The sequence below is a fragment of the Methyloprofundus sedimenti genome, from assembly GCF_002072955.1.
Lineage (GTDB): Bacteria > Pseudomonadota > Gammaproteobacteria > Methylococcales > Methylomonadaceae > Methyloprofundus > Methyloprofundus sedimenti.
Genome location: NZ_LPUF01000001.1, coordinates 2,062,205 through 2,075,640 on the forward strand (window position 1 = coordinate 2,062,205; position 13,436 = coordinate 2,075,640).

Genomic DNA, 13,436 nt, shown 5'->3' on the forward strand with positions numbered 1-13,436 from the left:
GATGACTAAATGACTGAGAATAACCCTTTAATTTTATATAGACAGTTGCGTGACACCTTAAGACGCTATATTCCAACGACTTTACCGATTAGTCGAAATTATCCTGAATTAAAAAAAGCATTTCAGGCAGTATTAAATGCAGAAGTCTTGGTTAAAGGGCCTTATATTGAGGCTTTGCCCGATTTTGAAAAAGGTAACTCACTGCGTACCTTACTCAAAGAACACGGCGGCTTTTTGCATCATGGTTTTGCTCAATTACCTGATGCTTTGCTTGACAGAGCCTTGCATGCGCATCAACAAGAGGCGTTAACCGCCGCTTGCCGAGATCAGCAAAGTTTGTTGGTCGCAACCGGTACAGGCAGTGGCAAAACCGAGTGTTTTTTATATCCATTGGCCCAGCAATTATTAAGTGATTCTAATCCAGACGAGCCAGGGGTACGTTGTTTATTAATTTATCCGATGAATGCTTTGGCAAACGATCAACTGTATTACCGTATCGCTCCGCTTTTTGGTCAGCAGCTGGCGCAGCAGCAGATTTCATTTGGGCGTTTTACTTCGCAAATACGCGCGAATACGACGCGAGCTGAAGAAGAAATTCGTTTGCAGGATAATGATAAATTGATGCAGGCATTAGGCGGTAAAATTCCTGGCCATTGGCGACTAACCAGAGAGGAGATGCTAGCGTCTCCGCCGAAGATTCTGGTGACGAATTACGCCATGCTGGAACATTTATTGTTGTTACCCAGAAATGCCCCGTTATTTGTACACAATACCTTAAGAACGATTGTACTGGATGAAATTCATACCTATCAAGGCGCACAGGCGACGGAGGTTGCCTTTTTATTACGCAAACTGAAAAATCGTTTAAAGGTTCAGCAACCTTTACAGGTTTTTGGTACCAGTGCGAGTTTACCGGCGGGTATTGCAAGCGATACAAAAATTCGCTCCTTTGCAGAGGATTTATTTGGGGAGCAGGTGCATCGAGTGGTCAGAGGGCTTCGAGTGCCCCATGTACGGCTACAGCAACAGGCTTCTTTATTTTCTTTAAATGCACAGACATGGTGTTGTGTCGGTAAAGTGCTGAATAGTCTGATCGAAGATGATAATTTCAATCTGCGCGAGTGGCAGTATTTAATAGAAGAGGAAGGTATAGCAGCGCAAATACCCAAATTAAATGAATCATTAGCTTTAGGACATTTATTAGAATCTGTCTTTGCTAATAATATCGAAATCAGAAAAGTGTCTGAAATTCTTGATACAGGGAGTGTTGTCGAGTTTAAAAATCTTGCAGAGTTAATTTTTGGCGCGGATGATGAGCAAGCTTGTGCCGCTCTAAGCGCTATTATTCATATGGGCATGCTGGCTAGAGCAGATGATAATGGTTTTCCTTTATTGCCTGGGCGTTATCATATTGCGACGAATAGTATTGAAGGTATTTCAATTCGTCCGAGTAATACCCATAAAGAAGGCTGGAGTGCTATTAAAGCCTATCGCTTTTATGCGGATGAGCAAGGTATTTATTATCCAATGTTAGTCTGTCGTAAGTGTGGTCAGCCTTATATGGAAGGTTTTAAATATCATAATAAACTGCATAACCGGATGCCCATCCTCAGCTCGGGCAGTGCGAAACGTATGCTCTTTTGGCTAGGAGAACCGTTAGGCCATAGTACGATTGATGAAGAAGATGATGATACAGAATTGGTTGAAAGCGAAAATCAAAGCATCAGGATTGATCCTTTTACCGGTGAGCTATCTTCTAATGAGGCGGCTAGCCTGAAGCTATACCAAATAGCATCCAAAGATGACGAGGAAACCGGCCGTTTGTATGTGCCTCGTTGTCCCGCTTGTAATGGTTCAAGTGGTATGGCAGGGGCTGAGGTAATGACGCGAATGCACCCGGGCAATGAAGCATTAGGTTCCGTTGTGCTACAAAAATTACTCGAGTCTTTGCCTGGCAATCATGATAATTCAGTGCCTAAACCAATGGGTGGGCGTAGTTTATTAACTTTTTCTGATAACCGCCAGGATGCCGCTTTTTTTGCGCCGTATTTTGAGCGTACTAATAGTGATTTAGCTTTGCGCTCTGCTTTAGTTCAAGTGCTTCGTAAGCATAGCGAAGAACGAATGGATTTGGAGTGGTTGTTTGAGGAAGTGTATAAGCACTGGAAGATACAAGGTCTCCCCGTGATGATTAATCATCAGGGCTTACTTATTCAGCAGAAAGCCAAAATGCATGATTTGTTAATGGGGCGTATTGCGGCTGAATTTTTTACGCCGACAGGGCGACGAAATTCATTGGAAGCATTGGGTTTGGTACGTGTTGAGTATGATGAAAAGCTCATATCTCGTCTAACACGAGATATTTCTGAATGGATTCCAAAGAACTATCAAAACGACAGTGACGCACTGATTTATTTTTTACTGGAAACGATCAGGCGTGAAAAAGCGATCGCTAATTTATATGAATTAGATATGCACGACCCGTATATTTGGGGGCAGGTGTATGCTAATCATCGTGCTTTTGAACTGTATAAAACCAATGACAAAATTCGCTTTGCATGGATTACCCAGGAAGGTTCTAAGCGACATAATCGCCGTACCTGGTATTTAGTCGAGCAATTAGGCTGGACCTGGGAAGAGACAAGAGCCTTTTTAAATAACTTTTGGGAGTCACTGATACAGGTAAGATTGTTATGCCCAATTAAGCCTGGCTATGGCCTGGATGGTAAAAAAATCACCTTTATATCCGCCCAGTCTTTTCCATTATATGCGTGTAATGAGTGTGGCTTGTTGCAGACGGTCTCAGTGAGTTTAAAGTGTACTGCCTTTCGCTGTAAAGGCAGTGTGAGTGAATTATCACATGATAAACGAGTATCGTTGGAAGAGGAAAATCATTATATTTATAACTACCTGAATGCCAATACGACAACAGCACGGGCGCGAGAACATACCGCCTCTTTATCGACGGAGTTAAGAGAAGAAATAGAGCGTGAGTTTGCTGATAAACAAATCAATGTTTTAAGTTGTACCACTACAATGGAAATGGGCGTTGATTTGGGCGATCTTGATGCGGTATTAAATCTTAATATCCCACCTAATATTTCCAATTACCAGCAAAGAACAGGTCGAGCAGGCAGGCGGGCACAAGCCGCACCTGTTTGTATTACCGTTGCACGTTCAGGCCAATATGATCAAGCTATATTTAGAGATTTTAAGAATTTCTTAAGCAGCAGTGCGGATGTGCCTTTTATTAGAACAGACAATGCCCGATTGTTTAGACGCCATCAAAATGCCATTGTTTTAGCGCATTTTTTGCGCAATAGAATTTCAGATCTCACAACGAATGCGCCCACGCTAAAAGCCATGTTTGATGAGCGTTTTGATAATGCGGCACACCAGGCATTTACGGATCAGCTTAATCAATGGATAGAAGGAGAGCAGGGCAAAATAGCGCTGGATGAAGCGGAATTGTTAGCAACTCTTTTGCCTTTTAATACCTCGCCGATGATTGCCTTGTCGGGCAAAGAGTTGATGAGTTTTTTCCGTAGTCAGATGATGAATTTTGCCAATGAGGTCAATGGCAAGTGGTCTTTGTATGCGGACAAGATAGCAGAGGCGAGCGACACAAAAGACTATAAAAAAGCCGCACATTGGGAAAATTTGCAAAAACGCTATATTCAGCAGTTTTTAGTCAATCAGCTGTCACAGCATAGCTTGATTCCAACCTACAGTTTTCCTGTGCATTCATTAACGCTTGAAGTCACAAAGGAGTACGCCAAGAACAATAGTTATGGCAATCAGGGTGATGTTGCGCTGAGTCGGGATGCGAGTCAGGGGATTAGTGAATATGCTCCCGGAGCAGAAGTCGTTGCCAATGGCCGTTTGTGGAAAAGCAGCGGTTTGGTGAGTTACCCTAAAATGTTTATGCCAACAGAATGGTATGCCTTGTGTCGCTTATGTCATCATGTGGATATCGGTATTGAAAAGCAAGATGTCGCACTGGAATGTAGCCATTGTGGTAATACCGATAAACGAACCGTAGGGCAATATATAAAGCCCTTAGGCTTTGTCACCAGTTATGCTGATCGGCATGGCAGTGATCCTGGTATGATGCGTAAAAAACAGCGTAGAGCCGATGAGGCAAAGTTAATTACCAGGCCAACGTCTGAGCAGTTTGAGGAAACCGATGTCACGTTAATTGAGAAGGCTATTTTACGCGCACAGCCTGTTGATGATTCGCCTGCCGGGAAACTATTTATATTAAACAGAGGGCCTTATGGTTTGGGCTATCACGTATGCCCGCTGTGCAGATACAGTGAGCCTGCTAAGCTTAAAAAGTTTATAAAAATGAAGCATGCTGATCCGTTGTCAGATAAAAGTTGTCAGAAAAATGAGCTGCCATATCCAGTGGAGTTAGCGCATGAATTCGATACCGATGTGTTAATTTTATCGTTTAGTAAAACCTTACCTTGTGCTGATGATAAGGCAGATAATATACAAAGCTTTCTTGATGGCTTTTGTCGAACTTTAAGTGAGGCATTACGTTTTGCTGCAGCGCGTTGCTTACACGTTCAATCCAATGAGCTGCGTTCTACTTTCCGTATTAATGGTAATGAAGTTGAAGCCATTTTATATGATGCAGTTTCAGGCGGGGCAGGTTACTGTACGCGTATTTATTCTGATATTGCGTTTAAAGATATTTTACAGCAAGCGTTATCCATTTTAAGTTGTCCGCGTGATTGTGTCAGTGCATGTAGCGCTTGCCTATGTGATTACTCCAACCAGCATGTCTGGGATTTATTTGATCGAAAACCAGTGATTGAATGGTTAAAGCAGCTTGTGCAGGAAGGCGATACCGATCCCTACGCAGTAAATGGCGCTATTCGATGGCATAGCCCGAGTTTACAGGGGTTTTCTGGGAAGCTAGACGGTTGCGAGCATTTGCATATAACCGGCAAAAGATTAAACCTGCTATCCGGAGGGTCAGATCAAGTACGTCAGTGGTTAGTTGATTGGCTCAACTCTGGAAAACGCTTAAGTATTTATTTGACCGAGCCATTCAATATATCAGCAAAGACAAACTCACCTTATATGCGTCAGACTATTCGCTATTTGTATCCTTTTATCAAAGAAAAGCGTTTAGAGATTAGATTTAGTCCAGTAAAGGGTGAATTCCCGCGTATTTTTATAGACCTAACGTCAGGAGCAACAAGCTGGATAACGCCCAAAGATTCGCCGGCGATATTAGAAAATTTATGGGTCACACCTATCTACCAACAACCCATAAATGCAGTGATGCAGGACGCTTTAAATAACTTTATTGCAGCTTCTGAGGTCTATCCTGATAGTCAATTCCAGGAAGGTCAGCCTATTGATTTGTGGCAGTTCTCAGCAGGAGAAACAAGAGATTTCAACGCGGTTTTTTCAGCGATTAACGGCGCTTACATTGAAGAAATGGTTATCAGAGATCCTTTTTGCGGCTCTCCAGATTGGCAAAGAGCACGTTTGCTTCAGTTTGTTACTCTGTTACTGGATATGGTAAAAGAAGTAGAGCATATAGTTATTCACTGTCGTGAATTACATTATAAAGATGCCAATTATGAGGCCAGCTATTATATTAAGGATTGTTTGGAGGCGAAATTAAACCACCTTAGATCCACAGTCACGATAGAAATACATTCATTTAAAGATAAAAAAGAGTTTCACGACAGAAGTGTTGATATAAAATTGCTTGCTGCTGATGGTTCTTCAATGCTGCATAAATATGATTTATCCGGTGGAATAGATAAGCTTATGGATACTCAGTCTGCAACAAAAGTTTATCGCTACGATATTTCTTGAGATTGCATGTCATGGGCTTATTTGATTTAGATGATGCCTTGAGGGGGAAAAATAAAGTAAGCTAATAGTGTCTTTTAGCTTATAATTCACATTCGAATAAATAGTAGTATTTAAGAGAAAAATGAGCAAAAAGTCGCCTTTTTTATGTTCAAAAAATCACCCAATAACCCTACTTGTGAAGGGTATTTGCAGCTTATTGAATATAAAGGATTATTGGCGGCGTGCAGTTAGAAAGTAGCCCTGTTTACGAAGGGATTAAGACTTTCCCTCTCTAACTACCTAGGGACCCAGCCCTGTTAGAAAGTAGCCCTGTTTACGAAGGGATTAAGACCTATAAAGACCTCCAAATTCTCCAGGGTCCTAGGTTAGAAAGTAGCCCTGTTTACGAAGGGATTAAGACTAAATTGCCTCCTTTACCCCATACATTCTTTACGTTAGAAAGTAGCCCTGTTTACGAAGGGATTAAGACAGTTAAAGAATACTCTCTACAACCTTTACCTTTGTTAGAAAGTAGCCCTGTTTACGAAGGGATTAAGACCCAGACAAACACTTTATGAGGTATCTAAGAATGCGTTAGAAAGTAGCCCTGTTTACGAAGGGATTAAGACTCACTTGTTTTGATGTAACAATTGCAATTTGTTTGTTAGAAAGTAGCCCTGTTTACGAAGGGATTAAGACAGTAATTGAGCTTAGTTGTGCAGGTGTATTGATGTTAGAAAGTAGCCCTGTTTACGAAGGGATTAAGACAACATATGACTAGTATTAATTTCCACACATTATGTTAGAAAGTAGCCCTGTTTACGAAGGGATTAAGACCTACTATTGTAGGTAGCTGCCCCACTCCTGTAGGTTAGAAAGTAGCCCTGTTTACGAAGGGATTAAGACCGAGCAGAACTTACAGCAGCACCCGATTGTTTAAGTTAGAAAGTAGCCCTGTTTACGAAGGGATTAAGACGGTGCTGTGAATGTAATAGAACAAGGAGGGCCGGTTAGAAAGTAGCCCTGTTTACGAAGGGATTAAGACCTATGAAATTTGTTTCCGTTTCTAGTCTCTGTATGTTAGAAAGTAGCCCTGTTTACGAAGGGATTAAGACATATATATTGTAGGAGGCATGAAAGATCTATTTAGTTAGAAAGTAGCCCTGTTTACGAAGGGATTAAGACTTATGGCGTTGTGTTGTGCGGCTGTAATATTCTTGTTAGAAAGTAGCCCTGTTTACGAAGGGATTAAGACTGGTAGAATCTGTAACTCCTACACAGTCTATAAGTTAGAAAGTAGCCCTGTTTACGAAGGGATTAAGACGCCACGATATTTTTAGTTATTTTAGTCATGATAGTTAGAAAGTAGCCCTGTTTACGAAGGGATTAAGACTTTATTTACGCTGAGTGATGCGATAGTTTATGTCAGTTAGAAAGTAGCCCTGTTTACGAAGGGATTAAGACGGAGAAGGGAATCCCACCGAAGTGGTAATGGTGTTAGAAAGTAGCCCTGTTTACGAAGGGATTAAGACATTAATTTATAGCGATCCTGGCCGTAACTTATGTTAGAAAGTAGCCCTGTTTACGAAGGGATTAAGACCAAATTTGTAGGTGAACAAATAGCAAAGTCAGTCGTTAGAAAGTAGCCCTGTTTACGAAGGGATTAAGACACAAACAATAGGTTCAATTTTATGGCTATTATTTGTTAGAAAGTAGCCCTGTTTACGAAGGGATTAAGACATCAGAGATATTGCCGCTATAATGAGTCGTTTCTGTTAGAAAGTAGCCCTGTTTACGAAGGGATTAAGACATCGAGACCTGGACATTGGCAGCAACCCAACTATGTTAGAAAGTAGCCCTGTTTACGAAGGGATTAAGACAACTAAATATAGTTAAGCCTAAGAGAACGGTTAAGTTAGAAAGTAGCCCTGTTTACGAAGGGATTAAGACGTATGTGGCGCGTTGGTCTGTGCTGAATAGTACTGTTAGAAAGTAGCCCTGTTTACGAAGGGATTAAGACATAACCATATAGCCATTAGGAACGATAGCTTCTGTTAGAAAGTAGCCCTGTTTACGAAGGGATTAAGACAAACAGTCCGGAGTTTCTGTTGTTGCTGCTAAGTTAGAAAGTAGCCCTGTTTACGAAGGGATTAAGACTGCTGCTTCTGTTTGTTCTGTCATTTTCTTGCCGTTAGAAAGTAGCCCTGTTTACGAAGGGATTAAGACGAAAGCGCTTTTTCGCTTGCTCTTGTGAATTCGTTAGAAAGTAGCCCTGTTTACGAAGGGATTAAGACTGTTTTTGCAGACTTCTTAGGTGACTCATATGCGTTAGAAAGTAGCCCTGTTTACGAAGGGATTAAGACATCAAGGGTGGAGGGCCTGATTGCGTTACCTTAGTTAGAAAGTAGCCCTGTTTACGAAGGGATTAAGACAAAAAAAAGCGCATCAATCTGCTAGAACAACAAAGTTAGAAAGTAGCCCTGTTTACGAAGGGATTAAGACCGCATCAAGCTCTGTTTTTAGCTCGGCATTTTGTTAGAAAGTAGCCCTGTTTACGAAGGGATTAAGACGACCAAACTAAATAGAAAGGTAATCTATTTAAAGTTAGAAAGTAGCCCTGTTTACGAAGGGATTAAGACAAAAAAGGAATGATGAATGAGTTATTGACCAAAGGTTAGAAAGTAGCCCTGTTTACGAAGGGATTAAGACCATTAAAAAATCTGACAGCGCACATGCCATAGCCGTTAGAAAGTAGCCCTGTTTACGAAGGGATTAAGACGAGTATGTTTCTTCGTATTGCTGCTCTTTTGGCGTTAGAAAGTAGCCCTGTTTACGAAGGGATTAAGACGAGTATGTTTCTTCGTATTGCTGCTCTTTTGGCGTTAGAAAGTAGCCCTGTTTACGAAGGGATTAAGACGAGTATGTTTCTTCGTATTGCTGCTCTTTTGGCGTTAGAAAGTAGCCCTGTTTACGAAGGGATTAAGACTTATATCTATCGTAAGCTGTTGCGTAGCTACCCAATATAGACTGATGGCCGTGCTCTATAAAGATGGGCACGAAAAAGACCTTTGCCCATCCTACAAGTTGCTCATATTATTTCGTGCATGTTCCTTAGTGGAGCTCATTGCAACAGTTGAAAGAATGAAAAAGACATCACATTTTGCCTATTTCAGTGCAGACTTGAGTCTTTGTATATTTAGTTTTTTAGGCTGGGCGAAAAGCATTGCAATTGTAATTAAACTAGCATTAGAATTCCCATACTTTGACTACATGGGTGAAATAGAGCGCTATCAATAACTGGAATGAAAACAGATGGTTACTACGATGCACATTTGGACACTTAACGAGCTGACTCGCCCCGTATCTATCCTGACTTGAAGACGCTGTCAAGGGGGCGATGAGGTCATTCGAAAACATTGCCGCATGCACAATTCTGGGTATTGACTTGTCCGAAGGAGGAAACGCTGTTTACGCACTAAAGCGCCTGATTGGCAACGTGCGTAGTGTGTCAAATTTAACTGTCTCGGTTTTTTCTAAGCGATTTTCCTGCGAATGATTTCAACCCTCTGTTTGCCAACTTGTTTCCGGGCGGAGACGCTGCTTTTGGAGGAGACTGTGTCTTTTCAGGCACAATTGCGGGTTCCGCATTCAATCGTTATGTCCCCGCAGAAAGCCTTAATATCGCAACGACGCTCAATGCGGTCGGATATCTCGAAATCAAGCCATCCAACAACAAGACTTGTTCACCGAACAAAGCTCAATAAACTGGCTTAAACCAAGCTATATAAAACTGATGACTTGATTGTCATCTATTTTAAGGGTGTCAGATTAAGTGTAAGCCAGTATAAATTATTGCAAACTGCAATTTGCATCATTCATTTTAATGCAATTACTGTAATTAAACTTATTGAGCTAAATGTGTCGTGTCTAATACTAAAATAATTAGAATAATGGTTTTTCATTTATAATAGGCAGAGATGACATATAAGTGAGTGATTGAAGTATACCAAAGGGTGTGCTAATTGTGTGAAAGACAGCTTATATCCTTGGTGTAAGCCACGTAAATCAATAAGATATGAAAATACTGAACGTTTATTTTAATAATATCAATTCACTGGCAGGTGAAAACCGAATTGATTTTGATAAGGCGCCCTTTGTGGATGCGGGTGTCTTTGCGATTACTGGACCAAATGGTTCCGGGAAAACCAGTATTTTAGATGCCATTAGCCTGGCTTTATATGGCGAGACATTTCGGTTTAATAAGCCTGCGGAAAATGTCATGACTAAAAATACAGCTGTGTGCTTTGCACAAGTCGAATTTATAGTGAATGGTGAAAAATATCGTTCCAGCTGGCAGGTTAAGCGAGAGGATGCTTCCCCTGAAGGTAAGATCATGGCAGCACAAATGCAATTGATGCATGTGAATGGTGAAGATCAGATTATAGAACGCGAGGCGTATAAGGTGCTAGCACTTAATACTGAGATAACCGGGATGGATTTTCGCAGGTTCACTCGCTCAATTATGTTGGCGCAGGGCGATTTTGCGGCATTTTTAAATGCGCTGGATGCTGAACGTCTGGATATTCTGGAACGTATAATCAGTAATGATATTTATACTGATTATAAACAACAGATTCACGTATTAACTAAACAGGCAGAACAGCAATTAGCCAGTTTGCAAGTACGCCTGGATGAAATTGATTTGATGACAGATATTCAGCGTGAGACAGCTGAGCTGGATTTAGCGGATCAGAAATTAACTTTTGCAGAATTAAAGCAAGAAAACACTAGCTTATTGCAGTTACAGGCTGGTTTGCAGGATTTACAGAAATTAGAGCAGAATATTAGCCAGTTAGAGCGAACTCAAACTGAAGAGCAGAAAAAATTAGTTCAAGCGCAGGCCGATTTGGTCAAGATTGCTAACGCGACAGATGTATTGGCATTCAAGCCTGGTCTGGATAGTGTCGCTGACAAAAGGGTATTGATAGGTCAAATACATCAGCAACAAGCGACTTATCAAAAGGATTTACAGAAAATTCAAGATAAATTAGCTGTTGATGGAGTTGATGACAGTACATTAGCTTCTTTGACCAGGCAGGATGCTACGCTTGTTCAGCAAAAGCTATCAGATTTAAGAGCTAAAACTGCTCAACTCAAGTTAGACAGGCAATCAGAAGCAGCGCTGTTAAATGCGATAGAGGCTCAATTGCCGGATAAGCAGCAGACCTTATCGGAGGTTGATAGCTGGCTGTCTGACAGAAAAAAAGATCATATTCTTATTGAGAATATGCCTGAATTAGGGCGTTTAAAAAATTTACGCAATCTTAGTGTTGATATACAAAAGCAACTTAAAACATTTAATAAATTACATAAAAGTAGCTCTTACGCTTCAACTAAAAACCTCAAGCGGTTATCTGTAACAGAGAAAGAAATTGCCAGTGGTAAAAAATCTTTAGAGCAATTAGGTCATGAGCTGGAGTATATAGCTGATGGACATAGTTTTGAAGAATTCATTGCCTTGCATCAAGAGCAGAAGGAGCGTGTAGCCAATTTTGTTGAATTATTCAATTTAGCAAAAGTACATCGGAGTTTTGTTAAAAAAGGTTTTTCTAAACGCTATGAGCATTTTGATAGGGCGCAGTTAGATAAGCAGTTAGATGCTAAAAATAATCAAATTGAATCAGCACAAAATATTCAGCAGATATTAGAAAAAGCGGTCTATCGCGAGCGACTAACTATTAAGTTAGCGGAAGATAGAACAAGGCTGGAATATGATACACCCTGTCCATTGTGCGGCTCTCTTGATCATCCGTATACCAGAAAATCACCTGCAATATATGATTCGCAAAAGGCTTTAAATGATCAATCTGCAACAGTAAAATCACTGCAAAATGAAGCGAGACGAATTGCACAACAGCTTGCTGCCTATATGGCTGTCAAAGACAAGAATACCGAGCATGCCGAGCGGATTAACCGGGTTAAAACAGAATGGTTGACCTTGTGTACGCGGCTAAATGCGGTGAGCGATGATTTTGATATAACGAGCTTTCGAGCTATGAATAGTCGTATAAAAAATGAAAAGCAGGATCTAAAAGAAATTGCAGCTGTGATTAAACGCTTTCAGGCAAAAAAGAAAGAAATTGCAAAAATGGATGTCTGGGTAATTAAAAAACAGGTTCAGCTGGAAAGAATACAGGCTAAACAGAAAGTACTCGATGAAAGTGGTCAGGGACGACCTCAGGAGATTGTTAATCTGGAAGCTGAATTAGCAAAATGTATGCAGGAAGAAAGTACTCTTACAAAACTGATTAGCACCCTTTTAGCTGAATTGGGTGAAAAGTTACCAGGTGTCGGCAAAGAGGATGGTTTGTATGATTTGCTTAGTAAGCGTAGGCAGGATTATCAAAGTTACAGTTTTCGCCAGAAATCCCTGTCGGATGAAGTTGCGCAAATAATGGCAAAAATCACTGCGAGTAATGAATTACTGCATGATCTGGATCAGCAGTTTCAGGCATTATTAGCCCAGATTCGTGAGCAAGAAATTGCACAGCTGTATTTTGCTAAATTAGATTTACAATCTCAGTTGGCGGGACAAGAAAAATCAATTGCACAATTAGAGCTAGAGTTAAATCAGAGGCTTTCAGCTTTAAATGTGCAGTTACAACAATCAAATTTTCAATCTTTGGATGAAGTTCAGGAATTGATTGATTTATGTGTGCGTAAGGATGAAATACAGTCCCTATTGCTAAGTTTGCAGGAAAGTATCGTGCAATATCCTGCTCAAATTGAGGCATTGCATAGACAGTTAAATGCCGAACGCGAAAATATAGCGACTGAGGAGACGCTGGAAAGTGTTGTGATAAAACTTAGGGATAAGAAAGTACAAATGGAAATCGCCCAGCAAGAAGTCAACACATTGGAGACCAGTCTGCAAAAACAACAGCAATTACAGCAGGAAAATGCACAACTGATCAAACATATTGAGCAGCAGGAAATTTCTGTACAGCAAATGCAGGAGCAGCAACAGAAAATTGATGCTGAGCCAGAGAATATTTTCAGGCGTCGAGTGCAGACAGCTGTTGCAGAAAAGTTATTGGTCTTGACCAATAGTTTTCTGGATAAAATAAACGGCCGATATCATGTCTCTAGTGTGCCTAGTGAACTTGGGCTGGCAATAGAAATTATTGATAATAAACAGCAAAAAAGCAAGCGTGCCGTAAAATCTCTATCAGGAGGCGAGGCTTTTGTCGTCAGTCTGGCGATGGCCTTAGGTTTGTCAGAGATAGCCAACAATGGCAGGGCTATTGATTCGTTATTTATTGATGAGGGTTTTGGAAACCTGGATGCAGAGACGCTTTATACAGTAGTAACAACACTGGAATCTTTAAAGGCGCATGGGAAAACGGTTGGTATTATTTCTCACGTTCAAGGCGTAAAGGAACGCATTAAAGCGCAGATTGAATTAATTAAGGAACCTAATGGTATGAGTCGTGTTATTGCACAAGAGTATTAGGTGATGGCTCTTTTTTGTCTTCAAACCCTTTTCGGAGGGTATATTGGGGATAATAAAGGCCCGTATGAAATATCAGGTTTCTCCTTCCAGAGGAAGGAGATTG

Annotated in this window: 4 protein-coding genes and 1 CRISPR repeat array; all 4 genes read left to right on the forward strand. The window is 40.8% G+C overall.

Annotated elements, in window-relative coordinates; all coding sequences use genetic code 11:
* Positions 1 to 9 precede the first annotated feature (9 nt).
* The 4 genes from AU255_RS09145 (at position 10) to AU255_RS09160 (ending at position 13,333) form a co-directional block, all read left to right on the forward strand.
* On the forward strand, positions 10 to 5,841 hold the full coding sequence (locus AU255_RS09145) for a DEAD/DEAH box helicase (protein WP_080522587.1): 5,832 nt from the start codon (positions 10 to 12) through the stop codon (positions 5,839 to 5,841).
* 226 nt (positions 5,842 to 6,067) lie between these two features.
* Positions 6,068 to 8,806: a CRISPR direct-repeat array (repeat unit 36 nt; unit sequence GTTAGAAAGTAGCCCTGTTTACGAAGGGATTAAGAC).
* Between the two features lie 155 nt (positions 8,807 to 8,961).
* The gene (locus AU255_RS20085) at positions 8,962 to 9,117 is read left to right on the forward strand and encodes a hypothetical protein (protein WP_158083093.1); all 156 of its coding nucleotides are present in this window, start codon (positions 8,962 to 8,964) and stop codon (positions 9,115 to 9,117) included.
* A 221-nt stretch (positions 9,118 to 9,338) separates the two neighbouring features.
* Positions 9,339 to 9,584 (forward strand): hypothetical protein, encoded by a 246-nt coding sequence (locus tag AU255_RS21370; RefSeq protein WP_080522589.1) that lies wholly within the window; start codon positions 9,339 to 9,341, stop codon positions 9,582 to 9,584.
* Between the two features lie 311 nt (positions 9,585 to 9,895).
* The gene (locus tag AU255_RS09160; RefSeq protein WP_080522590.1) at positions 9,896 to 13,333 is read left to right on the forward strand and encodes an SbcC/MukB-like Walker B domain-containing protein; all 3,438 of its coding nucleotides are present in this window, start codon (positions 9,896 to 9,898) and stop codon (positions 13,331 to 13,333) included.
* Positions 13,334 to 13,436: the final 103 nt, after the last annotated feature.